Below are 23411 nucleotides of genomic sequence, written 5' to 3' on the forward strand. Positions count from 1 at the left end.
CGAAATCACGATTTTTGAGTCACTTCCATTATTTTATTTTTATATTTTACATGGTATAATTAACTTAAAATTATCCATTAGTAAGGAGATTAAAATGACAGAAAACTTAGTATGTTACAAAAGATTACCAAATTGGACTGCTCAAACTCTACCTGAACCATTTAGACATAAACACAATACTAGAAAAGATGTTTGGGCAAAATTAACTATTCTTAAAGGAAAGCTACAGTTTACAGAATTAACTGAAGAAAATGAGATTGTGAAGGAGCATATATTTACACCTGAGAGTAGTATTCCGTTCGTGGAACCACAAGCATGGCACCGTGTTGCACCTTTATCTGATGATTTAGAATGTTTCTTAGAGTTTTATTGCGAGCCAAAAAATTATTTCGCTAACAAATACAATATTAATCCTGCTCATTCTGAAGTGGTAGAGGCCATAGAAACGATCAAACCTTGTAAAACTTTAGACCTTGGATCTGGTCAGGGACGTAACTCTCTATTCCTTTCTAAACTTGGTTTCGAAGTCACTGCGGTAGATAATAATATTCCTGCTTTAGAATTTTTAATGGAGACTTCTAGAATTGAAAATCTAGATATTAAAATAGGTAGTTACGATATAAATACAGCAACTCTTAGAAATACTTATGATTTTATACTATCAACTGTTGTTTTAATGTTTATCGAAGAACAATCTATTCCTAGTGTAATAAAAAATATGCAAGAACAAACTAATATAGGTGGCTATAATTTAATTGTTGCTGCTATGTCAACCGAAGATACTCCTTGTCCTCTTCCTTTCCCATTTACTTTTAAAGAAAATGAGCTTAAAGAATATTACAAAGACTGGGAATTTATAAAATATAATGAAGATTTTGGACAACTTCACAAAACAGATGCTAATGGAAATAAATTTAGATTGCGTTTTGCTACTATGTTAGCCAAGAAAATAAAATAATCTACTTTTGTAAGCTAGTTTTTTGACACCGTTATCAACGGATGTTATAATTTTAGTTAATCATTAAAACATTTGGGGTGCATTTTAAGCTGAGATTATACCCATGGAACCTGACGTTGTTAGTACAGCCGTAGGAAAATGTTTATTTAACTATGTTTATTTTTAAGTATATGAAATTTAAAAGTACCTCTTGTTGTTTTAATGAATAAAATAACAGGAGGTTTTTCTTATGAAAAAATGGTCTACAAAGGACATTATTATTTTAGCCTTAATTGGTTTCTTATTTGGGGGGATATTCCTTGCTGCAGGGTGGATTTATGCTGCATTAGAGGCTGCACTTACTCCGCTAGGTTACCAACCTTTCGCAAATGAGATTCTATTCGGGCTTTGGGTTATGGCTGCACCTGTCGCTGCTGTATTGGTTAAAAAACCAGGGAGTGCAACTTTAGGTGAAGTTCTAGGGGCCTTAGCTGAAATGCTATATGGTTCATTTTTTGGAGCTGGGGTTATTATCTCAGGTATAGTACAAGGATTAGGATCAGAGTTCGGATTTTTTGTTACTAAATATAAACGTTACGATTATAAATCTCTATTCTTATCTGCAATAGGTATTACAATTTTTAGCTTTGTCTTTGAATATTTCAAACTTGGCTATGAAGCCTATTCTATCGGACTGATTTTAGCATTATTAGTTGTTCGTTTTATCTCAGTAATAATTTTTGGCGTTATCTGCGTAAAACTTATTTTAAATATCGTTAATAAAGTTCAAAAAAGCGGTAATGAGTAATGAACATTATAGAAATCGTTGATTTTTCTCTAAAAATTAAAGACAAGGTCTTATTTGATAATGTTAATCTAAATATAAAAGAGCACAGTTGGCTAGTTTTAACAGGAAATATTGGTAGTGGCAAGTCTACCCTACTTCGAACAATTTGTAAATTAAATAAGGAAAAATACGACGGACTCATAACTTACAAAGAAAAAAATATAGTTGATATACCTATGCAAGAACATGTTAGAAACATAGGGTATGTGATGCAACATGCAATTAATCAATTTGTTATGCCTACTTTAGAAGAAGAGATAATCTTTGCTTTAGAAAATCTCTGTTTAGAAGCACAAGTTATTAATGAAAAACTAGAGTATGCTTTATCAATCACTAAGACAAAAGAACTCGCAAATAAACATATTCATACATTATCTGGAGGAGAACGTCAACGTGCTGCATTTGCTGTAGCTTTAGCGATGGGGAGTGAAATATTAATATTAGATGAACCTTTTGCAAATGTTGATAAGAAAACGCGTAGCTCTCTATTAACCTTACTTAAAGACTTAAACAATCAAGGTGTGACAATAATAGTTTGTGATCACGAATATCAACTATATTTGAACTATGCAGATACTTTCTATTATCTTTCTAATGGGAGTTTGGAATTAATAGAAAATCCAAGCATAAAAAATACAACTATAAATCTAGCTAAAAATATACAAACAGAAGAATTGCTGAAACTTGAAGACGTCATTATTACTCAAGGCAACAAAAAATTATTAAACACAACAAACTTTAAAATACATAAGGGAATTACCACACTAACAGGAGATAATGGAACAGGAAAAACAACACTACTACATGCTATTTCCCAATTAAAAAAATATAAGGGAAATATTTATTTTAAAGATAGCAAAGTGAAAAAATCAAGAAAGTTATATAGAAAAATAAGTACCTGCCTACAGGATGCCTTTCAGCAATTTATTAGTTTAATGCCACGAGAAGAAATATCTATGCAAAAAGATATTTGGAATCACGCTAACATGTGGCAAGAAAGACTTTTAAAAGAATTTGATTTAGAAAAAGAACTCGATAAAAGTTTATATTATTACAGCGGTGGCCAAAGAAAACTTATTCAACTTATGTGTTTATTAAGTCAAAAAACTGATCTGTTGCTGTTAGATGAACCTTTTACTCATCTAGATGAAAGGGCCTGTTCATTCATCATGGATTGGATAGAAGAGAATAAGAAGCTTGTAGGTCAATCATTTATTATTGTTAGCCATAGATTAGAACCGCTAAATAACAGAAGTGATTACCATATTGAAATCTCAAATAATACTTTGCATTGTATAACGGAGGATAATTATGGAAAAGAAAATAATTAGTCCTACTCTTACTCTAATAATAATGTTATTAACTATTTGGATTTCGTTTAGTAAATTACTAGCTCTAAATATTACTATAATATGCACAACAATAGTTTTATTAGTTTCGTCAAAATATTGGAATAAGTTACTAATTTTTCTATTCCTACCTCTTCTACCTGCAATAGGTTCTGCCTGGGCTATTATTGTTCAAACTTCTAATTATAAATACGCTCTTTTAATTTTTACTAGAACATATGGTTTTGCAGGATTAGGTTTAATTTTAGCAACATACATCTCTCTAGTGGAACTATTAAAATATCTTGAACAACATGGACTTTCATCTAATGTAGTCTATGGTCTCCTAGTAGTTATTCAAGCATTGCCAAGAATACAATACGAAACCCAAATGATTACAAAATCAAGTCGACTTAGGGGTATCTTCTTACCTTTTTGGTCACCTTACTACTATGCTAAAGCTATATTTATAGCTTTAACTTGGCAACCTCAAATATCTGAAGCGATGACAGTACATGCCTATGAAGACTTTAAAAAACGAACTCACTATAATAAATATATAATCGATAAAAACAAAAGTATATTTATTATATTGATTTTCTCTATACTATTGTCTCTATTATTACTACTAAATAAATAGAAAGAAGCCATCATGAAAATCACTCCATGATGGCTTTTATATGTCTAAAGAATAAAAAAACTGGCGGGAATGTGTGGGAATCGAACCCACCCAAGAGGCTCTTAACCCCTCATACTAGTTTTGAAGACTAGAGAGCACACCAGAACTCATCCACTCCCAAGTATGTTTATATTATACAATAAATATTGTAAAAATGCAAGATGATATGTTAACGTATACAGAATACTATTCTATTTATGAAATCACAAGTGTTCTCATATGCCATAGTTATACCACTTACAACTGGTTTTTTACCACTTACCTAAAAGCTATTAATTTTTACGTTGAAATAATATATAATATACCTATAAACATTTAGAAAGGAGACAATATGAAAATTAACATAGAATTAGATTCAGCGCTTAAAGACATCGAACTTGTTATTAAGACACCTGACTTAAATAATGATGTAATATTAATTAAAGAACTAGTTGAAAAAGCTTTATTAAATTCTCAAAAAATAATTTTCTATAAAGGTGACTCAGAATATTTCATCCCACTTGAATCAATATTATTTTTTGAAACTTCTGATAATAAGGTATATGCTCATACTACAGATGAATTCTTCGAAGTGAAGTTTAAATTGTATGAATTAGAGAAGATGATTCCATTTTATTATTGTCGAATTTCTAAGAGCTCTATAATAAATACAAAAGTAATTTATTCGCTAGAAAAATCTTTTTCTGGCTCTAGTACCGCTTCTTTTTATGATTCTAAGAAGCAAGTCCACATATCAAGACATTACTATAAAATATTAAAAGACAAATTAAAAGAAATGAGGTAAAGAAAATGAGAAGAAGTTTTATTGGATTATTTTTTATAATACTAGCTATAACTACTCTACTTGATGGATTCAGTATTTTTCCAAACGGATCAATCTTCTTAGCTATATGTACTGTAGTTCTTGGATTTTTTGCAATTCGAGGTTTAATGGATTTTGACTCTTTTGGAACAATATTCCCACTAGCATTATTATTTTATGTTTATAACAAAAATTATCACTTTGCAAACATATCAGGATGGAAAATATTCTTAGTTGCTATTTTTCTTAGCATAGGTATTTCTATGATTTTACCTAGAAGATATAAATATAAAGAATTCAAAAAGATTTACAGAAAAAAAAGCTATCAAAAAATACATAATGGACACGATTATTCTGATGTAACATTTGGTGAAAATACACAGTATATAGATATAACTAAATCTGATTCTTTCACTACTTCTACTAAATTCGGAAGTACAAGTATCTATTTTGAAAAACTAGATACCTATCCAATAAAAAACTTTGAACTAAATGTATCTGTTTCTTTTGGAGATTTAAAAATATATATCCCAAAAGAATGGGCTGTTGAAAATAATACAAATAGTTTCTTAGCTAAAGTTCCAACAGATTCTAACAGTGTTGCAAATGATGTTAAAATTATACTAAACGGTTCTGTTAATTTTGGAGAAGTTCATATTATCCAAATATAAAAAATAAACTCTCAAGATTGAAAACATCCTGAGAGTTTATTTTTTTATTCATTTGCAGATTTCTTTTGTTGTTCTCTTTTTTCTACTAATTTAGATAAGTAGATAGAACCAACCGTTAATAAAACTACTAATAATGATGCTATTAAAAACTCTTTACTAAAGACATTTGTACTTGTAGCTCCGAAGTTTAAAAACACTACTGTTCCTGGAATTATTCCAAGTACACTCGCTATCATATATTTTGTTAAACTTATATTTGTTAAACCATATCCATAATTTATCATATTATATGGCACTAAAGGAATAAGTCTCAAAATTACTAGACTCATCATCAACTTTTCATCACTAACATTAAAGATTCTATCATGTTGCTTCGGTGTCATTTTTTTCTTAAGGTAGTTTTTCACCCATTCGCGTCCAAAACGACGAGAAATTACAAACATAATATAACAATTTAATGAAGCTCCAACGAAAGTTAGTAAACTACCCTCAACAAAACCAAACGCTACTCCTCCAGCAACAGCAAGAATCGGTACCGGGAAGAAAAATACCGGTAAGAACATAAACATTAACACATAAATAATAGGTGCTAAAACACCAAAACTTTGAATAAACTCAGTCATTACTCTCCTCCTATTTAAAGTATACTGATACTTTTTCTAAAAATTCTAATTCAATATATGAAGCTATTTTTTTAAATGTAGTCTCATCCATCAGCATCTTATCATTCTCACTATACTGTCTAAACGCCATACTACACCATGTCACACCTCTAAGACAATTAAATATTAGATATCTTTCAAATCTTTCTCGATCAAAAGTACGATATTTATTATACTCTTCTAGGAATTCATCAATTTCTTCTTTCTCTAAAATAATATCAGTCTTCCAAAATGTTGTCGTCGGCGCTAGGAAGTGAGCTAAATCTTGTTCACACTCCCCTATTAATGCCTTCTCCCAATCAATAACATAACTGTCTTCTTTTCTTTCTCCAATCAGGAAGTTTCCTGAATTTAGTTCTGTATTTATAATACATGGATTAGCTATATTATACTTCTCAGGTATAAGAGTTAAACATTTATCTAAGAAAGATTTGATGTAGGCGCTAGCCTTGTCATCAGCTTTATCCCAAGCTAAATATTCACCCGCCATTTGTTTACATTCATCAAACATAAGTTGGAATGGATTCGCTGCATCGATTAAATTGTTGTCACCATATGGTGTATTGTGAACCTTACTTAATAAATAAGCTGCAATATACATATCTGTTTTATAATTAAGTGCTCTACCTTCTAAAAACTCCATCGTCAAATATTTATATGGCAATAAATTTGTTTCCGTCACTAGTTTATAAGGTTTTGGTGTAACTCCGCTATCTTTCAACAATTGCAGAGTCTCATATTCATACTCTATTTGATTTTTAAGATTCATCTGACTCTTCATATTTATTCTAAGAACTTTTTTCAAATCTCTATCATCAAAGGTAAAGTTAATATTATATTCTCCTGCACCTAGTAACTTAATATTCTTATAACCTGTTTCCGCAAATAGAAGATCTTCTTTTGTATCTATATCAAGTCCACTTTTACCTAAATAATAACTTAATCCTTGTTCTTTACAAACAGCAAGCAGATTCTCTAAAACACTATTATCTCCGTAACTAGGAAGATCAAATACTTCTTTAATGGCATTCTTCATACCTATTAAAAAGTACCCCCCGTCAATACTAGGGTTTATAACAATATCGAAATTATTTAATTTCTCAAAAGTAGTATTAATCATATCTTTTTTTAAATCATAGATATCAGAACCTAATAAAATCACCTTGTCACTAGTTTTCAATTCTGCTTCAATAGCATTATACATCTTGTCACCAAGTGTTTTTCCTTCTTGATAAGAAAATTCTCTATTTTCTAGAATATCCTTCATCGTATTATCGTCACTAATCTGACCATCATGATAAACTACTAATTCTTCTCCACTTTCTTTTAAAAGTCTATAATTCAACTTCATTAATTTTTTTTGAATTTCGATAGCATTTTCTGGAGAAACAAAGTCATATAACCTTGTTTTTGTTGTACCCATCTTCGGTACTCTTGTAAAAAATATTATTTTGTTTTTCATCTCTGAAATTTTTCCTTTAATTTAATCTCTAAAATTATTCTAAATTTATAATCGATATTATATATAAAAAAGGATGACTCAATAACAATATTTCTAATTGAAATTTCGATTTTGAGTCACCCTATACTTTAAATATTAATGATTATGCCCTGAATGATCATCTTTCTTATCTGAAGAGTGATTGTGTCCTTCGTGACCTTCCTTATGCTCTGCACCTTTTACTGCGTCACTTGGATCTTTACAGCAATCTGCAATTTCAAATTTATAACTGTGCTCTTTAGTTCCATCAATTGCATTAAATACATTTTTGTATCCTAAATCAATAAGTTTTTGAGCTACTACCGAAGAACTATTACCTGTAGAACTATACACATATATTGGTAATTCTTTGTTTTCTGGTAAAATTGATTTTAAATCATCCAATTTTTTGACATCGATATTTTTAGCACCTGCTGCATGTCCTTTTTCAAAATCAGCTTTATCTCTTACATCTAAGAACACATTGTTTGCAGCTGTATCTAATAATGCATCTTGGAATTTACCACTACTTAATGATGAATATTTCACAATATCATAATTATAGTCTTTTAAATTTTGAGCTCCAGAAACATCTTTAAACCCTTGTTTCGTTAATTTTTCTACAGCATCTTTTGTTTTATCAGATTTATCACTATAAACAACTACTTTCTTCTCTCTCCATGTACGAATTTCTTCGATACTTTTCTCTATTTTTGACAATGGAATGTTAATTGCATGTTTAAGGTGCCCTTCTTTATAAGACGCCTCATCTCTTACATCAATAACTAGATAGTTTTCTTTTTCCTTATCGTCTTTTTGAATTTTGTTTAACTCTTCACCTTTCAATTCTTTTGCAGATGAAGTAGTTGAACATCCTACTAAGGCTAATGATAACACCGCTGACATACTCACAGCTAAAAACTTATTATATTTCATTTATCTTCTTCCTCTCCTTATTTAATAAAAGACAAGGTAGTACCTTAAATTTTTGTGTATTTATGTAGAACCTCGTCTTCTATTAGTATAACTTAAAAATAGTTTTTTTCCTAATAAATAATTTTATTTTTTACTCTTTTTTACAATATTTTCTTAGAATTTGTATTCGTGTTCTTTTGTTCCATCCCATGCGTTATACACATTTGTATAACCAAGTTCTACAGCTTTTTGTGCTGCTTTTGAAGAACGGTTACCGCTATAGCAATATGTGTAAACTGGTGCATTTTTATCTGCTGGTAATAGTGCTGCTAGGTCTTTATCAATGTTTTTAACATCAATATTTTTTGCTCCAGCTACGTGCCCTTTTTCATAATCTTTTGCTTCGCGAACATCGATAAATGTTCCTTCTTTTTTGTCAATTGCTGCCTGGAAGTCGCTTGCTAATAATGTTGTAAATTTAACTATTTCATAGTCTTTATAGTCTTTGACACCTTGTGCATTAGAAACTTTTTTGAATCCTGCTTTAACAAGTTTATCAGCAGCTTCTTTACTTTTCTTACCAGTATTACAAACTGTTACTACTTCTTTATCTTTCCATGCACTTAAGTGTTCTGCATGTTTTTCAATATCAGCTAATGGAATATTAATAGCATGTTTTACATGCCCCTCTTTATATTCATTAGCATCTCGTACATCGATAACAAGGTATTTTTCTTTTTCTTTGTCATCTTTTTCTATTTTATTTAATTCTTCCCCTTTTAGTTCTTTTACAGCAACAGTCCCATTGCTACTGCTTGAGTTACTATTCGAAGCTGAAGAACAACCTGCTAAAGATAAAGATAATACGGCTGCCATACTGACCACTAATAATTTATTGTATTTCATAATTTTAACTCCTTTGTTATTGCTTTCATACATAGTATAACAAATCAAATTCATTCAATCAACATCACAAATTAGAAAAACAAAGAAATATTTTACTTTTTTATCAAAGTTTTAACTTTACATAAAAACAAAATAAAGCCTATAAATAAAACTATTTATAAACTTTATTTAATACCTTATTTTTTTTATACTTTCGTTATATTCGGAAAAATAATAATATTTTTATAACTTGTCTAATTCTGTAAAAAATTGTTTTATATCCTTAACTTTATATCCAGTATAAGCCTTTAATTCATCATCAAAATGCCATTTTTTCTCAATCAAGCATGTTTTTAAACCTAATTTCTTAGCTGGTTTTATATCATGATATAATGAATCTCCTATCATCATCGTTTCCTCAAGTAATAACCCTTCAGATTCAAGAACATTTAAAAAAGCTCCTTCTTTCGGTTTACTTATATGGGTTTCTCCTGAAATATATAATTTAAAAATTCCTTCTAAGCCTAATCTTTTCAGTTTTAATCTTTGTTCCTGCGACTTCCCATTCGTTAAGATAATCATATTATATTTTTCTTTTAATTTATCTATCCACATATTCACCTCTTCATCAGGTTCTATCAATGATAAGATAAATTCAAATTGTTTGTCATAATAAAACTTACAATCTTCATCACTTAGTTCCACACCAAGTTTTAACAAAGTTAATTTTAAGCGTTTATTTCTAAGCTCTATCAATCTTAATTTTCCTTGAACTACTTCTTCTACTAATTTATTATTGATACTCTTATATAATTTAAAAAACTCATCATAGCTAATCAACTTATCATATTCTAAATATTCAAATACTAGTCTATTAGATTTTTTCCATATATTACTAAAATCATATAAAGTATTATCTAAATCAAAAATTAAATTTTTTATCTTAGTCATCAATTTCACCTCCATTCTTAATGATGAATATAATCTATATTGTACATTTGAAAAAGCTAAATTCCAAGTAAAATCACTTGGAATTTAGCTTTTATTTATCTTCTTCTAAATATCTTACTACAGGTCTTGCTTCATAAACTATAGTTCCATCTGGAATACTATGTTTTACTACTGCATTTGCTCCAATTTTAGAATTTTTTCCTATTGTTATATTTCCTAAAACCTTTGCCCCTGCTCCTATCATAACATTATCCCCAATAGTAGGATGCCTCTTTATGGGATCTAATGTAGTTCCACCTAGAGTAGTTCCATGATACATAGTCACATTATCTCCAACTATTGCAGTTTCTCCTATTACTACTCCCATTCCATGATCGATAAATAATCCTTTACCAATTTTTGCTCCAGGATGTATTTCAATCCCAGTCAATCTTCTCGCTCTTTTTGACAAAAGACGGGCCATCGTATGCCATCCTTTTTTATATAATTTATGTGAAAAGTAGTGATAATTTAGAGCTTTTATGTGAGGATATGTAAGATAAATCATTAGTTTCGACTCCGCTGCAGGATCGTCTTTTAAAACTCGATTTAAATTGTAATTTAAATTCTCAAAATAACCCATTACACTTCTACATGTGTAACATCTTCGAAATCAAGGACAGATAAATATTTATCAACCCCATCAGGTAAGATAGTTACAATGTTTTTACCAGGGTATTTTTCAGCTGCTTTCTTAGCACCAACTATTGCTGCTCCTGATGAAATACCAATACCTATTCCAGTAGAACGTAAGAAGTTTTTAGTTTCTTCTATTGCTTCCTCACTTGTTACTGTAAATATATCATCCATATATTCTTTTTTGAAGTTTTCTGGAATAAATCCTGTTCCAATTCCTTGGATTTTGTGTGGTCCTCCATGTCCTTCACTAATAGCTGGTGATTCTGCTGGTTCTACAGCAATTGATAATACTTCTGGTTTATTTTCTTTTAAATATTTAGCAACACCTGTAAATGTTCCTCCAGTTCCAACTCCAGCAACAAAGATATCAATATTAGGTACTTGTTCTAATATTTCTCGTCCTGTTGTTTTGTGGTGATACCCTGGGTTAGCAGGATTATCGAATTGACTTAGAGAAATAGCATTGCTATATTTTTCACGAATTTCTGCAGCTTTTTCGATTGAACCTTTAATTCCTAATTCTTTTGGTGTTAAAATTAATTGTGCTCCATATGCTTTAATAATATTACGTCTTTCAATACTCATGCTTTCTGGCATAATTATCACAGCTTTTAATCCTAAAACAGAAGCTAAAATAGCTACAGCTATACCTGTATTACCACTAGTTGGCTCAACAAGGATAGTATCTTTATTAACCGCACCTTGAGAAATAGCTTCTTCTAACATACCAAGCACAGCTCTATCTTTAACGCTTCCTCCTAGATTATATTTTTCTAGTTTCACAAAAATATTTGTGTTATCTAATTGATATACGGGTGTATTACCCACGAATTTTAATGAAGTTGAAATCATAAAATTCCTCCTCTTCTGACTTTATAATAAATAACTTTTGTTATTTGAATAAAATTATAACATAAGTTCTTAATGAAAATAAAGTAATTAATCTGACTTTTTTTATCGTTTTCATTTCTATTTTATTATTTAATTTTTAAAAAATATAATAATACTAATATTAAATATCTATAGAATTCAAATTTATAATGCATTTAATCTAATAACTATTTATATAAATTACTACAATATCTCTAAAATATATAACTGAAAATAATAAAATAAAAAACATAACAAGTAAAAATAATTACTCATTATGTTTAATTATATTGCTCATATCATCTAGTAAATTTGTACATACATTTACTTTTTCTCCAGAAATTGGATGGATAAACGATAAATTACTGCAATGGAGTGCTTGCCTACTTATTAAGCTAACATCTCCACCATACAACTCATCACCCAAAAGTGGATACCCTAAGTATTTCATGTGCACTCTTATTTGATGAGTTCTTCCTGTATACAGTTTTAGTTTAACAATACTAACGTTATTTTTGAGATTATGTTTTTCTAACCAATATTCAGTCTTAGCATACTCTCCGCCTTCTCCTACCTCACGTTCTATAATACTAGAGCTTACTCGACGTATAGGTGCCTCAATTATTCCATGTTGTTCTATTTTTCCATTTATTAACGCAGTATAATACTTATCTATCTCCATATTACTAAATAATGCGTGAATATGTCTATGTTTAGCTATTAATACTAAACCTGATGTATTTTTATCAAGACGCGTTACTATATGAGGAATTGAATTAATATTTTTCTCTCTAAAATAGTAATTTACTCTCTCTAACAATGATTCATCTTCAACATTTCTAGATGGTATTGAAGGCAGATTAATTTCTTTGTTCACAATTAAAAAATAAGCATCTTCATACACAATTTCGATAGTTTTATCTATAAATCTAACAAAGTCACTATAATTTTCACTCGGAAGAGTAATTTCTACAATATCGCCTTCTTTTAAGATATATCTGACATTTTCTTCCTTGCTATTTACTTTTATACTACCATCATTATCAAACTTTATTCTAGTAAGAGTTTTTTTAGAAATATTGTTTTCTAGAAGAAATTCCCTTAACACTTGCTCATTTTTAACTACATACTTCAAAATAATATTAGTCATTTTTAATAAATGATCTCTTCACTCGTTGCCAAAAACTGTCATCATTATAACGAATAAAAGAAACTTTCTTATCCTTTGCTAAAGTAATTTTTATTTTTGAAACACTGTCATAATTAAAGTGCATATGATCCACTGTAATACGATGATTTTCCTTATCTATCGGTTTTATCATAAGTTCGTCATCTTGAGATAGTATTAGAGGATTTCCTAACGTTCTATAAACAAGATTATTTAATGCTGCAATTTCGGTCACTTGATACAACGGTAACTGTGGGTGAATTACCGCTCCTCCTAGGCTTTTGTTATATGCAGTTGAACCGGTAGGCGTACTAATGCATAGTCCATCGCCTCTAAAACTTTCAAAATGGACACCATTAATATATACCTTAGCCGAATACGTGCTTCCAGTATGATTATTAACTGTAATTTCATTTAAAGAATAATAATCTGAAACTAAATCTCCATTTGAACAATATGCTTTTACTCTTAATAAAGGATATTCTTCAATTTTTGGTTTTAAAGCTAACATATCAAAAAAGATTCTTTCATAATTTTGAACTGAGTAGTCTGTATAAAATCCTAAGTGCCCTGTATGAATAGATAAGAATTTGATATTATCTAAATTATCCATATACTTATTAAATGTTCGCAGTACGGTCCCGTCTCCACCAACCGCAAAAACATAGTCAGGATTCTCTTTATCTTCTTTCATATCACTAGATAAAAGAAACTCTTTTAACTTCAAACCAATCTTTTCTGATATTTCGTCATGTCTGACCTCTACACTAAATTTACCTTCTAACATTTTGATCTTCACCCATTATTTTTTCATAGTTTTCTAACCATACATCTGCAAAATCTGGTGCAAGCGCTCCGTGATTTTTATCAATCCATTCTTGAAGTTTGTTTACATTATATTTTAATATTTTATCTATTTTTTCACCATACTGATAACGTGCTTTATTTTGATTATATTCGTCTTCATCTAGTAAGAAATATTTCCCATCTGGATATTTTTTTATATCTAAATCATAGTCAATATATTTTACTCCATCTACGTCATATGCAAATGGACTACTTAAATTCGAATAATAGTGAACTCCATCTTCTCTAAACATACAAATTATATTAAACCAACATTCATTATGGAAATAAACTAGTGCTATCTCTTTTGTAACCCATGTTCTTCCATCACTTTCTGTCACAAGAGTTCTGTTGTTTGCTAAAATCAGAACTTGTTCATCCGCTTCCAGTACAACATTCTTGTGCCAAATTCTATGAATAGATCCATCATGTTTATACGCTATAATTTTTACTACATCACCTTTTTTAGGCTTTTCTCCTCTGTACATAGTTCCTCCTTTCATACTCATTTTTAATGTCTTTTTAATTATAACATATTTAATATATTTCATTCTACTGTAATAACTATTTTTTTATAAATTTCTAAAACTAATGAATCTCTGTTTTTTAATAACAAAAAAGCAACTTCAAAATTCTTTTTAAAATCAATTTTGAAATTGCTTTTTGTATTTATATTTTACTCGTAATCTATTACCCCTAGTGCAATTTTAGCATAACGTGACATTTTGTCTTTTGTCCATGCTGGTTCCCAAACTATATTTACATCTACTTTTTCTATCTCATCAACACCAAGCATTGCTGTCTCAACTTGCTCGATGATAATAGGAGCTAGAGGACATCCCATAGATGTCAATGTCATGTCCACTATAGCGTGCTTATTATCATCACTCATCTTAACATCATATACTAGTCCTAGGTTCATTATATCGATACCAAGCTCAGGGTCTATTACATTTTCTAATGCTTCTATTACTCTATCTTTTAATGTTTCCATTTATTCTACCTCTTTCTTATTCTTAAAAATCATATTCTACTTCTTTTCCGTATTCTTCTTTTAATATTTTTCCTAATTCAGTAATTTCTGCTGTTGCATCTTTATAATATGAACACATTTTTATTACTTCATTTGATTCAAATTCTCTATGAATTTCCGCTGTATAGTACTGGATATTATTTTTCGAATCATTTATATCACTAAAAGTAATCTTCAAAAATCCTGATAATAATTCGAAATTAAACACCCCTCCATAAAATACCAATGCGTCTTTATATATTAAAACTCTTAAATTTTTATTTATATATTTTGCATCTCGCACTAAAATATCTACATCATATTCTGTCTCTGGATATTCAATGAATAATTCTTCATATTCCGCTTTAGATTTTCTAATACCTTTTATTATAGATCTAATTAACAATAATGTAGCCAAAACAATAGCAGCAGGAAATCCATAAATACCTAGGTAATATATAGTTCCAGGTACTTTTATATAGACATTTGAAATAAAAGGTTTTTCTTGTAATTTACTTTTATAATTAGCTTCTGTCTTATCTAATCCAAGGTCTTTAATTACCTCTAGGATTCTAACTTTAGTCAAAGTACTATGGTCTGCAGCAGTATTGAATTTATCTAACAATTCAGAAGAAATATTAGTTTTTCCTTTGCTTCCTTTTTCTTCTATTACATCGATAATAGAATAAAGATTTTTATCTTTCAGATTTATAATCTTGCCTTCTGGAACATCACTACTTTGGATTAATTTCTTAATATCTTTTTGTGTAGCCTTTAATATTACAAAACCATTTTCGTGTTGAACCATATAAAATTTTTCATCGTCAGCTAATTTTTCATCTACTATATCAAGTTTTTCGATTGCTTCTAATTTAATATAAGTAATTCCGGAATAATTCCCCGTGAATTGATCACCTTCATTATATAACGTTTCAGCAGACTTTGTATAGCTATTATATGAAGCTCTAGTAGCGATCAAACTAACAAAAATCAAGTTTATAGCAATGAATATTTTTAACCTTGTTCCTCTTAAATAACTCTTCTTCATAACTTCACTTCCTTTTTTATTTAAACTTTTCTTTACACACTAAAATATCTATAACACGTTCTATCTATAAATATTCAATAATAAATTTTTCATATTAATCTCTAGATTTTCTAATATCTTTAATTATAGAAGTTATCAAAAATAATGTACCTAGAATAAAAATCGTAGTAAATACATAAGTACCCATGTAATATAAATAACCAGGTACTATTAGATAAACATTAGAAACAAAAGGTTTTTCTTTTAATTTTTTATAGTAAGATTCTGTTTTATTTGAGCCCTCTTCTTTTAATACATCTGAAACTCTTCCCTTAATCAAAGAACTATGTTTTGCTGCATCATTGAATTTATCTAATAATTCAAAAGAAATATGAACTCTGTCTCTCTTTCTTCCTTTTTCGCTTTTTACATCAACACGAGAATAAATATTTTTATCTTTTAGATTTATTATTTCTCCCTCTGGTACATCACTAATGTGAATTAATTTCTTAATATCATCTTGTGCAGCTTTTAATATTACAAAACCATTTTCGTGTTGAACCATATAAAATTTTTCGTCTTCGTCTAGTTCTTTATCTACTATATCTAGTTCCTCAAGAGCTTCCAATTTAACATATGTAATCCCTATACTTTCACCTTCAAATTGATCACCTTTTTCATATGACCTTTCAGGAGATTGTATGGTGTCATTATATGTTGATCCAACAGCTATAATACTAACAAAAATAAACATTATAGCAAAAACTAATTTTAACCTTATACCTTTTGGTCTCCTTTTCTTCATAACTTTCCTTTTCGTCCTTAATTATTTAGATTTTCTATAATTATACTTTTTGTTTTCATTATAAATTTTGAAATACCCTCTATTCGCTATTTTTCAGGTATTCTCTTAACGTTTTAATATTTTAATATTTTTTATCAAAAATTATATCTTACTGTTTTCCCGAAAGTTTCTTTTAATGTTTTTCCTAGTTCGTCAATATCTTCTCTTAAATTTTTATAGTTCGAACAGACTTTTACTTTTTCGTCTGTTTCAAAATTATTATGGAAATATGCTATATAGCTTATACCTCTACCTTTTCGAATTTCCCTATCAAAAGTTACCTTTGAAAAACCTGATAATAATTGGAAATTAAACCCTCTACCATATATTATTAATGCATCTTTGTATATTAGAACCTTTAGTTTTTTGTTTATATATTTTGCTTCTCGTACTAAAATATCTAAATCTCGTTCTGTCTCCGGATATTCAATGAATAATTCTTCGTACTCAGCTTTATTTTTTCTAATATTTTTTATTACAGATTTAATTAAGAAAAACGGAATAAGAAGAAATACTACTTCCATTGCATAAGCTCCAATATCAGATCCTTTAACAGGTACTGCTAAATAATAGTTGGAAAGAAATGGTTTTTCTTGTAATTTACTTGATTGATTATCTGACACACTCTCTCTAAATATTAAACTGTGCTCAGCAGCATTTTCAAATTTTTCTTTTAATTCTGGAGAGATATTTAATTTTTCCCACTTACTTTCTCTTTCAAATATAGCATTAACACGAGAGTAAATATTTTTATCCTTTAAATCTATTATTTTGTCATTTGGTATATCATTACTTTGAATTAATTTCTTAACATCATCCTCAGAAGCTTTTAACATTACAAAACCATGTTCATGCTGAAGCATATAGAATTTTTGATTATCATTTAGGCTATCATCTGTAATATCTAATTCTTCAAGGGCCTCTACCTTAATAATAGTATACCAACTAACTTTTGGGAATTGTTTTCCTTCTTTATACTGAACTTCTGCTGATCTTATATAATCTTTATATAGTCCTATGGTCGATGCGATACTAAACAAAACAAACAATATTGCAAAGAATATTTTTAACCTTGTTCCTCTTAAATAACTCTTCCTCATAACTTCCTTCATGTCCTTAATTATTTAGATTTTCTATAATTATACTTTTTGTTTTCTTTATATATTTTTAAAATACTCTATATGCCGTATTTACGTGTATTGCCTTAGTTTTCTAATATTATTACATTTTTATCAATAATTATATCTTACTGTTTTTCCAAAGGTTTGTTTTAATGTTTTTCCTAATTCATCAATATCTTCTCTTGAATTTTTATAGTTCGAACAGACTTTTACTTTTTCGTCTGTTTCAAAATTATTGTGGAAATGTGCTATATAGCTTACAACTCTACCTTTTCGAATTTCTCTACCAAAAGTTACCTTTGAAAAATCTGATAATAATTGGAAATTGAACCCTTTGCCGTATAATATTAATGCATCTTTGTATATTAGGACTTTTAATTTTTTGTTTATATATTTTGCTTCTCGTACTAAAATATCTAAATCTCGTTCTGTCTCCGGATATTTAATGAATAATTCTTCATATTCAGCTTTATTCTTTCTAATATTCTTTATTACAGATTTAACTGAGAAAAATGTAATAATAAGAATTACTACTTCCACTACATAAGTCATAATATAATATCCTTTACCAGGCACTATTAAATAAAACTGTGAAGCAAATGGTTTTTCTCGTAATTTACTTGAAGCACTATCTACACTTTTCTTTATTACAATTTCATTAACTATGTCTGAAACTCTTGCCCTAACTAGTGAACTATGCTCTGCAGCATTTTTAAATTTTTCTTTTAATTCTGGAGAGATATTCTTTCTCCCCTTGCTTCCTCTTTCAAAGATGGCATCAACAGGAGAATAAATATCTTTATCCTTTAAATCTATTAATTTTTCATTTGGTATATCATTACTTTGTATTAATTTCTTAACATCTTCCTTAGAGGCTTTTAACATTACAAAACCATGTTCATGCTGGAGCATATAGAATTTTTGATTATCTTTTAAGCTATCATCTGCAATATCTAACTCTTCAAGGGCTTCTACCTTAATAAAAGTATAACCACTAGATTTTTGGAATTGTTTTCCCTCTTTATACTGCACTTCTGCTGATTTTGTTATATCATCATAAATGCTTTGTATCCCCCCGATACTCATCAGAACGAACAATATTGCAAAGAATAGTTTTAACCATGTTCCTCTTAAATAACTTTTCCTCATAACTTTCCTTCACGTCCTTAATTATTTGGATTTTCTATAATTACAGCTCCCTGTTCTGTTCCTTTAATGCATAGTTTGCACATGTTTAAGAATAGGCCATGCTCTACTACTCCTACTATACTTTCTAGTTTTTCTTTTACAGCTTTAATATCAAATCCGTAACCTAAGTGTAAATCTACTATGTAATTATTGTTGTCTGTTATAAGAGTTGCTCCATCTTTTAATCTTAACACTGGTTTTAAGCCCGCTTCTTCCATTTTTCTTATAGTATGACTATATCCAAATGGTAATATCTCTACAGGTAGGTTAAAATTCCCAAGTTTTTCTACATCTTTACTTTCGTCATAGATCCAGATTACTTCACGAGCAATATCAGCAACTATTTTTTCTCTAAATAATGCTGCTCCTCCGCCTTTTATCGCATTAAAATCCTTATCGATTTCATCTACTCCATCAACAGCAAGATCAATGTGATCAATCTCTTCTAGTTCTTTGATTGAAAGACCCAAACTTTTAGCTAGTTCAACCGTTTGAATTGACGTTGATACCATTTCAACATTCAATCCTTCTTTTACTCTGTCAGCAAGTGCATGAACAAAATAAAATACAGTTGAACCTGTCCCTAAACCAACGATCATACCATCTTTTACATAATCTACAGCTTTTTTACCAACAACTTCTTTTAGATTCATTTCGGTTCCCCTCTTTATGTATATGTTACTTTTAAATTATTTATATTCTACTAATAGATATTTCTTCTTACCACGTCTAAGTACAGTGAAGTTATCTTCAAGTCTGTCTTTAGCTTCTACAACATATTCTAAGTCTGTAATTCTATCTCCATTAACATAAATAGCCCCATTGTTTACATCTTCACGTGCTTGACGTTTTGATTGAACTAGATTGCTTTCAACTAGGAAGTCTACGATATTGTATTCTTTTTTCTCTAATTCAGATTTTGGCATTCCTTTAACAGCTGCTTTTAATTCGTCGTGAGTTAGTTCTTTAATGTTTCCTGAGAATAGTGCTTTTGTAATATTTAATGCACTTTCTAATGCTTTTTCACCGTGAACAATTTTCACCATTTCTTCAGCTAATGCTTTTTGAGCAAGACGTAGGTGTGGTTCTTTTTCTGAACTTTCTCTTAATTCTTCAATTTGGCCTTTTTCTAAGAATGTGAATTTTTTAAGAGCCGGTACTACTTCTGTATCCGCAGTGTTAAACCAGAATTGGTAAAATTCATAAGGTGTTGTTTGTTCTGGATCTAGCCATACTGCTCCACCGGTAGATTTACCAAATTTAGTTCCATCAGATTTAAGCATTAATGGGATAGTAAATCCATATGCTTCAACATCTCCACGAAGTTTTCTCATTATTTCTAGACCAGTAGTAATGTTACCCCATTGGTCAGAACCACCAATTTGTAATTTTACATTGTGGTGTTCATTTAAGTAAGCATAGTCAATCCCTTGTAGTATAGTATAACTGAATTCTGTAAATGATAATCCATTATCTAAACGGCTTGAAATTGAATCTTTCGCTAATAGGTAATTGATGTTTACTAATTTTCCGTAATCACGTAAAAATTCAATCATAGATAGTTTCCCTAACCAGTCAAGATTATTTACGAATTCGATATTGTCATCTCCACGGAAAATATTACGAAGTTGCGCTTCAAGACGACGAGCGTTATCTTCGATTACTTCAAGGCTTTGTAATTGACGTTCTTCGCTTCTTCCTGATGGATCTCCGATAATACCAGTTCCTCCACCTACTAAAATAACAGGTTTATGTCCATGTTGTTGAAATCTTTTTAATGTTAAAAATGGAAGTAAGTGACCAATGTGTAATGAGTTTCCTGTTGGATCTGTACCACAGTAAATTGACACACTTTCTTTCTCTAATAATTCTTTAATTCCTTCTTCATCAGTTTGTTGGTAAACTAAGTCTCTATATTTTAAATCTTCTAATAATTTACTCATTAAAATGCCTCCATATCAATTTTTATACACTTAATTCAATTATATCATATTTTCATTTTTTCTTTTATCTTTTTCTTTTAATTTGAATATAAAATATATTATTCACTAGCATATGATTTAGTCTTTCATATAAAAATATGGTATAATATAACCAATAGTATGCAATCTAAGGAGATTACAATGAAATTTAAGAAGATATTAACTTCTATGACTCAAACCCTCCTTCTTTCACTTGGACTGTTAATCAGTCTAAGTATGGGACTTGCTATTGGGTATGTAGGTGGCCTTGTAAAAGATCAACCTGTTTTAACTCAAAAAGAAATGAAGGAACAAATAAATAACATTAGTAAGAACAGTGAAGTATACTTTGGTAGTGGAGAAAAACTTGGTACAATAAACTCCGAATTAATTAGAAAAACTGTTTCTTACGAAAATCTAGGAGACAATGTCAAAAATGCAATAATTGCGAGCGAAGACTCTAACTTCTACTCTAATAGCGGAATTAATATTTTTGCTATACTAAGGGCTACACATAGTGAAGCTACAGGAGCTAGAACATCTGGAGGAAGTACAATCACTCAGCAATTAGTAAAAAATCAGCTTCTTGACAATTCTAGATCTTACGAAAGAAAAGCGAAAGAAATATTACTAGCACTACGTGTAGATAGTCACTTCTCAAAAAATGAAATTCTTGAGAATTATCTAAATGTTGCTCCATTCGGGAAAAATAGTTTAGGTCAAAATATCAGTGGTATAGAAACTGCTGCTCAAGGTGTTTTCGGTGTTCATTCTAAAGATTTAAATGTGGCACAAGCAGCATATTTAATTGGATTTGTTCAATCACCATATAAATACACACCTTTTGATGCAGCTGGTAATGTTCGCCCTGATGAAGAACTTCAAGCTGGTCTAGATAGACAAAAATATGTACTTGAAAGAATGGTAGCAAATGATTTCATCACAAAAGAGCAAATGGAAGAAGCTAAGCAGTTCGACATTAAAGGTGCATTTACTAAACAAAAATATTCTGAATACACTGACTATCCATACATTCGTGATGAGGTTACTAGTTCAGTTGCTGAAATTCTAGCTGAACAAACAGCAACAAGAAATAATAGACAAGAAGACTTCAAGACTAACTCAGACTACAGAAACGAGTTAATAGAAAAAAGTCGAATCAAATTTATTACAGGTGGATATAAAGTAAAAACAACACTTGATAAAAAACTTTATGACACACTTCAAGAAACGAAAAAACAATTCGCTTCTTATCCAACATCTTCTCAAGGAGGAGTTGTTTATCCATTAGAAATTGGGGCATCAGTAATAGAAAATAATAGTGGTAAGATTTTAGCGTTTATCGGTGGTATGGATTACAACAAACAACAACTTAACCATGCTACAAGAACAAGACGTTCTCCAGGTTCAACAATAAAACCATTATTAGTTTATGGACCTGCAATAGATAAAGGTTATATTACACCTAACTCTACTCTTCTAGATAAACGTTTCAACTATAACGGTTGGCGCCCTGAAAACTATGATATGTCACAACATGGTTATCTTCCAGCAAGACAAGCATTAGGAGGATCTCTTAACTTAGCAACAATAAGATTATATTCTGCCTTCCAAAAAGAAGAACCTGTAAAGAATTACTTAGAGAAAATGGATATCGGTGGCCTTACAGCTAGTGATAAAGAAAACCTAGCTACATCTATTGGTGGTATGACGTATGGCTTTTCTGTAACAGAAAATACTAGTGCATTTTCTACTTTTGGAAATAAAGGTGAACACAAAAAAGCACACATCATTGAAGAAATTGAAAATAATGATGGTGAAGTTATTTATAAAGCTGATTTTTCACCTGTTAAAATCTATGAAGAATCTACAAGTTATTTAATAGTAGATATGCTTGGAGATGTTATTAATAAGAGCTATGGTACATCTAGAGATATGCCAAGCAAACTAAAATTCAGCTCAAAAAATCTATTTGTTAAAACAGGAACATCTGAATACTATAAAGACCTTTGGGTTGTTGGTGGTACTACTAAGGTAACTGTTGGACTATGGAATGGTTATGATAGTCCTGCAAAAGTACCAAGTTATGACTACGCTCAACGAAGTTGGGTTGCTGTTATGAATGCTATATATGCATTAGATAAGAATATTCTTTCTCCTGATACGGCATTCACGCGACCGAGCTCAGTTACTGAGTCTAGCATTAATCCTTACAATAATGCTAAAGGTGGTACAAAAGATCTTATCCCTACTGGATTTAAAGAATTATCTAAAGAAAAAACATTAGCTAAATTAGGTTCTAATATAGATAAGGCCGTTTCATTCGGAGATCCAGCAAAAGTGGTCGTTAAGAAACAAGAAATTAAAAAAGAAGACAAAAAAGAAGATAAAGAGAAGAAGGAAGACAAAGATAAAAAAGAAACAAATAATAGTTCAGATTCTGTCACTCCTACAACTCCATCTTCTCCTCCCCCTATCTTGAAACCAGTTTCGCCTGGTGATAATTCAGATTAAACTAAAAAGTCAACATGAATGATAT

Annotated in this window: 24 protein-coding genes, 1 tRNA gene and 1 riboswitch; of the genes, 7 read left to right on the forward strand and 18 right to left on the reverse strand. The window is 29.7% G+C overall.

The window, feature by feature from the left end:
* Nucleotides 1–94: 94 nt before the first annotated feature.
* The 4 genes from tehB to O5Y44_RS07140 all read left to right on the forward strand — a co-directional run bounded on the left by tehB (nt 95) and on the right by O5Y44_RS07140 (nt 3752).
* Entirely contained in the window at nt 95–958 is an 864-nt protein-coding gene (gene tehB / locus O5Y44_RS07125) for an SAM-dependent methyltransferase TehB (protein WP_371465828.1), read from the forward strand.
* A gap of 63 nt (nt 959–1021) precedes the next feature.
* Nucleotides 1022–1112: riboswitch (TPP riboswitch) on the forward strand.
* A 75-nt stretch (nt 1113–1187) separates the two neighbouring features.
* Nucleotides 1188–1745 carry an ECF transporter S component gene (locus tag O5Y44_RS07130; protein WP_271987430.1) on the forward strand — a complete coding sequence of 186 codons (558 nt, stop codon included), beginning with the start codon at nt 1188–1190 and terminating at the stop codon, nt 1743–1745.
* Nucleotides 1745–3115, forward strand: a complete 1371-nt coding sequence (locus O5Y44_RS07135; RefSeq protein WP_271987431.1) for an ABC transporter ATP-binding protein — start codon at nt 1745–1747, stop codon at nt 3113–3115. Before O5Y44_RS07130 ends, O5Y44_RS07135 begins: the two co-directional genes overlap by 1 nt.
* Nucleotides 3096–3752 (forward strand): energy-coupling factor transporter transmembrane component T, encoded by a 657-nt coding sequence (locus tag O5Y44_RS07140; protein WP_271987432.1) that lies wholly within the window; start codon nt 3096–3098, stop codon nt 3750–3752. The genes O5Y44_RS07135 and O5Y44_RS07140 overlap by 20 nt, the downstream gene beginning before the upstream one ends.
* A 61-nt stretch (nt 3753–3813) precedes the next feature.
* On the opposite strand, the gene O5Y44_RS07145 is transcribed toward O5Y44_RS07140, so the two are convergent.
* Nucleotides 3814–3910 (reverse strand) — tRNA-Sec (locus O5Y44_RS07145).
* Nucleotides 3911–4122: 212 nt separating this feature from the next.
* Here O5Y44_RS07145 and O5Y44_RS07150 point away from each other — a divergent pair.
* Nucleotides 4123–4575, forward strand: a complete 453-nt coding sequence (locus O5Y44_RS07150; RefSeq protein ID WP_271987433.1) for a LytTR family DNA-binding domain-containing protein — start codon at nt 4123–4125, stop codon at nt 4573–4575.
* Between the two features lie 5 nt (nt 4576–4580).
* On the forward strand, nt 4581–5264 hold the full coding sequence (locus O5Y44_RS07155; protein ID WP_371465829.1) for a LiaF transmembrane domain-containing protein: 684 nt from the start codon (nt 4581–4583) through the stop codon (nt 5262–5264).
* Between the two features lie 44 nt (nt 5265–5308).
* Here the strand turns inward: O5Y44_RS07155 and O5Y44_RS07160 are convergent, their stop codons facing one another.
* The 17 genes from O5Y44_RS07160 to tyrS form a co-directional block, all read right to left on the reverse strand.
* Nucleotides 5309–5887, reverse strand: a complete 579-nt coding sequence (locus tag O5Y44_RS07160; protein ID WP_371465830.1) for a TVP38/TMEM64 family protein — start codon at nt 5885–5887, stop codon at nt 5309–5311.
* A 10-nt stretch (nt 5888–5897) separates the two neighbouring features.
* The gene (locus O5Y44_RS07165; protein WP_371465831.1) at nt 5898–7388 is read right to left on the reverse strand and encodes a TIGR04282 family arsenosugar biosynthesis glycosyltransferase; all 1491 of its coding nucleotides are present in this window, start codon (nt 7386–7388) and stop codon (nt 5898–5900) included.
* 135 nt (nt 7389–7523) lie between these two features.
* Nucleotides 7524–8342: a rhodanese-like domain-containing protein gene (locus O5Y44_RS07170; protein ID WP_371465833.1), complete on the reverse strand. Its 819-nt coding sequence runs from the start codon at nt 8340–8342 to the stop codon at nt 7524–7526.
* Nucleotides 8343–8495: 153 nt separating this feature from the next.
* Nucleotides 8496–9227 carry a rhodanese-like domain-containing protein gene (locus O5Y44_RS07175; protein ID WP_371465834.1) on the reverse strand — a complete coding sequence of 244 codons (732 nt, stop codon included), beginning with the start codon at nt 9225–9227 and terminating at the stop codon, nt 8496–8498.
* Nucleotides 9228–9449: 222 nt separating this feature from the next.
* Nucleotides 9450–10157 (reverse strand): HAD family hydrolase, encoded by a 708-nt coding sequence (locus O5Y44_RS07180; RefSeq protein ID WP_371465835.1) that lies wholly within the window; start codon nt 10155–10157, stop codon nt 9450–9452.
* 91 nt (nt 10158–10248) lie between these two features.
* Nucleotides 10249–10779 carry a serine O-acetyltransferase gene (cysE, locus tag O5Y44_RS07185; RefSeq protein WP_316447037.1) on the reverse strand — a complete coding sequence of 177 codons (531 nt, stop codon included), beginning with the start codon at nt 10777–10779 and terminating at the stop codon, nt 10249–10251.
* Nucleotides 10779–11687 carry a PLP-dependent cysteine synthase family protein gene (locus tag O5Y44_RS07190; RefSeq protein ID WP_271987439.1) on the reverse strand — a complete coding sequence of 303 codons (909 nt, stop codon included), beginning with the start codon at nt 11685–11687 and terminating at the stop codon, nt 10779–10781. The genes cysE and O5Y44_RS07190 overlap by 1 nt, the downstream gene beginning before the upstream one ends.
* Before the next feature lie 286 nt (nt 11688–11973).
* Nucleotides 11974–12855: an RluA family pseudouridine synthase gene (locus O5Y44_RS07195; RefSeq protein WP_371465836.1), complete on the reverse strand. Its 882-nt coding sequence runs from the start codon at nt 12853–12855 to the stop codon at nt 11974–11976.
* The gene (locus O5Y44_RS07200) at nt 12848–13672 is read right to left on the reverse strand and encodes an NAD kinase (RefSeq protein ID WP_271987441.1); all 825 of its coding nucleotides are present in this window, start codon (nt 13670–13672) and stop codon (nt 12848–12850) included. The genes O5Y44_RS07195 and O5Y44_RS07200 overlap by 8 nt, the downstream gene beginning before the upstream one ends.
* Entirely contained in the window at nt 13647–14207 is a 561-nt protein-coding gene (locus tag O5Y44_RS07205; protein WP_003147394.1) for a DUF402 domain-containing protein, read from the reverse strand. Before O5Y44_RS07205 ends, O5Y44_RS07200 begins: the two co-directional genes overlap by 26 nt.
* A gap of 188 nt (nt 14208–14395) precedes the next feature.
* Nucleotides 14396–14713, reverse strand: coding sequence for a metal-sulfur cluster assembly factor (locus O5Y44_RS07210; protein WP_003147395.1), 318 nt, complete (start codon nt 14711–14713; stop codon nt 14396–14398).
* 22 nt (nt 14714–14735) lie between these two features.
* Nucleotides 14736–15779: a hypothetical protein gene (locus O5Y44_RS07215; RefSeq protein ID WP_371465837.1), complete on the reverse strand. Its 1044-nt coding sequence runs from the start codon at nt 15777–15779 to the stop codon at nt 14736–14738.
* A gap of 94 nt (nt 15780–15873) precedes the next feature.
* On the reverse strand, nt 15874–16563 hold the full coding sequence (locus tag O5Y44_RS07220) for a hypothetical protein (protein ID WP_271987443.1): 690 nt from the start codon (nt 16561–16563) through the stop codon (nt 15874–15876).
* A gap of 134 nt (nt 16564–16697) precedes the next feature.
* A complete protein-coding gene (locus O5Y44_RS07225) occupies nt 16698–17702 on the reverse strand; it encodes a hypothetical protein (RefSeq protein ID WP_371465838.1) in 1005 nt (334 codons plus the stop codon).
* 132 nt (nt 17703–17834) lie between these two features.
* The gene (locus O5Y44_RS07230) at nt 17835–18872 is read right to left on the reverse strand and encodes a hypothetical protein (protein ID WP_371465840.1); all 1038 of its coding nucleotides are present in this window, start codon (nt 18870–18872) and stop codon (nt 17835–17837) included.
* Nucleotides 18873–18889: 17 nt separating this feature from the next.
* Nucleotides 18890–19564, reverse strand: a complete 675-nt coding sequence (gene rpiA / locus O5Y44_RS07235) for a ribose-5-phosphate isomerase RpiA (protein WP_102170393.1) — start codon at nt 19562–19564, stop codon at nt 18890–18892.
* A gap of 36 nt (nt 19565–19600) precedes the next feature.
* Nucleotides 19601–20854, reverse strand: a complete 1254-nt coding sequence (gene tyrS, locus O5Y44_RS07240) for a tyrosine--tRNA ligase (RefSeq protein WP_371465841.1) — start codon at nt 20852–20854, stop codon at nt 19601–19603.
* Nucleotides 20855–21034: 180 nt separating this feature from the next.
* Here tyrS and O5Y44_RS07245 point away from each other — a divergent pair, with 180 nt between their 5' ends.
* Nucleotides 21035–23386, forward strand: a complete 2352-nt coding sequence (locus tag O5Y44_RS07245) for a transglycosylase domain-containing protein (RefSeq protein ID WP_371465842.1) — start codon at nt 21035–21037, stop codon at nt 23384–23386.
* The last annotated feature ends 25 nt before the right edge of the window (nt 23387–23411 follow it).

Source organism: Gemella sp. 27098_8_155 (assembly GCF_041433725.1).
Taxonomy (GTDB): domain Bacteria; phylum Bacillota; class Bacilli; order Staphylococcales; family Gemellaceae; genus Gemella; species Gemella haemolysans_D.

What these genes read in the sequence shown, in the direction of transcription:
- tehB (WP_371465828.1), top strand. Translation starts at nt 95, where the DNA reads ATGACAGAAAACTTAGTATGTTACAAAAGATTACCAAATTGGACTGCT.
- O5Y44_RS07130 (WP_271987430.1), top strand. Translation starts at nt 1,188, where the DNA reads ATGAAAAAATGGTCTACAAAGGACATTATTATTTTAGCCTTAATTGGT.
- O5Y44_RS07135 (WP_271987431.1), top strand. Translation starts at nt 1,745, where the DNA reads ATGAACATTATAGAAATCGTTGATTTTTCTCTAAAAATTAAAGACAAG.
- O5Y44_RS07140 (WP_271987432.1), top strand. Translation starts at nt 3,096, where the DNA reads ATGGAAAAGAAAATAATTAGTCCTACTCTTACTCTAATAATAATGTTA.
- O5Y44_RS07150 (WP_271987433.1), top strand. Translation starts at nt 4,123, where the DNA reads ATGAAAATTAACATAGAATTAGATTCAGCGCTTAAAGACATCGAACTT.
- O5Y44_RS07155 (WP_371465829.1), top strand. Translation starts at nt 4,581, where the DNA reads ATGAGAAGAAGTTTTATTGGATTATTTTTTATAATACTAGCTATAACT.
- O5Y44_RS07160 (WP_371465830.1), bottom strand. Translation starts at nt 5,887, where the DNA reads ATGACTGAGTTTATTCAAAGTTTTGGTGTTTTAGCACCTATTATTTAT.
- O5Y44_RS07165 (WP_371465831.1), bottom strand. Translation starts at nt 7,388, where the DNA reads ATGAAAAACAAAATAATATTTTTTACAAGAGTACCGAAGATGGGTACA.
- O5Y44_RS07170 (WP_371465833.1), bottom strand. Translation starts at nt 8,342, where the DNA reads ATGAAATATAATAAGTTTTTAGCTGTGAGTATGTCAGCGGTGTTATCA.
- O5Y44_RS07175 (WP_371465834.1), bottom strand. Translation starts at nt 9,227, where the DNA reads ATGAAATACAATAAATTATTAGTGGTCAGTATGGCAGCCGTATTATCT.
- O5Y44_RS07180 (WP_371465835.1), bottom strand. Translation starts at nt 10,157, where the DNA reads ATGACTAAGATAAAAAATTTAATTTTTGATTTAGATAATACTTTATAT.
- cysE (WP_316447037.1), bottom strand. Translation starts at nt 10,779, where the DNA reads ATGGGTTATTTTGAGAATTTAAATTACAATTTAAATCGAGTTTTAAAA.
- O5Y44_RS07190 (WP_271987439.1), bottom strand. Translation starts at nt 11,687, where the DNA reads ATGATTTCAACTTCATTAAAATTCGTGGGTAATACACCCGTATATCAA.
- O5Y44_RS07195 (WP_371465836.1), bottom strand. Translation starts at nt 12,855, where the DNA reads ATGACTAATATTATTTTGAAGTATGTAGTTAAAAATGAGCAAGTGTTA.
- O5Y44_RS07205 (WP_003147394.1), bottom strand. Translation starts at nt 14,207, where the DNA reads ATGTACAGAGGAGAAAAGCCTAAAAAAGGTGATGTAGTAAAAATTATA.
- O5Y44_RS07210 (WP_003147395.1), bottom strand. Translation starts at nt 14,713, where the DNA reads ATGGAAACATTAAAAGATAGAGTAATAGAAGCATTAGAAAATGTAATA.
- O5Y44_RS07215 (WP_371465837.1), bottom strand. Translation starts at nt 15,779, where the DNA reads ATGAAGAAGAGTTATTTAAGAGGAACAAGGTTAAAAATATTCATTGCT.
- O5Y44_RS07220 (WP_271987443.1), bottom strand. Translation starts at nt 16,563, where the DNA reads ATGAAGAAAAGGAGACCAAAAGGTATAAGGTTAAAATTAGTTTTTGCT.
- O5Y44_RS07225 (WP_371465838.1), bottom strand. Translation starts at nt 17,702, where the DNA reads ATGAGGAAGAGTTATTTAAGAGGAACAAGGTTAAAAATATTCTTTGCA.
- O5Y44_RS07230 (WP_371465840.1), bottom strand. Translation starts at nt 18,872, where the DNA reads ATGAGGAAAAGTTATTTAAGAGGAACATGGTTAAAACTATTCTTTGCA.
- rpiA (WP_102170393.1), bottom strand. Translation starts at nt 19,564, where the DNA reads ATGAATCTAAAAGAAGTTGTTGGTAAAAAAGCTGTAGATTATGTAAAA.
- tyrS (WP_371465841.1), bottom strand. Translation starts at nt 20,854, where the DNA reads ATGAGTAAATTATTAGAAGATTTAAAATATAGAGACTTAGTTTACCAA.
- O5Y44_RS07245 (WP_371465842.1), top strand. Translation starts at nt 21,035, where the DNA reads ATGAAATTTAAGAAGATATTAACTTCTATGACTCAAACCCTCCTTCTT.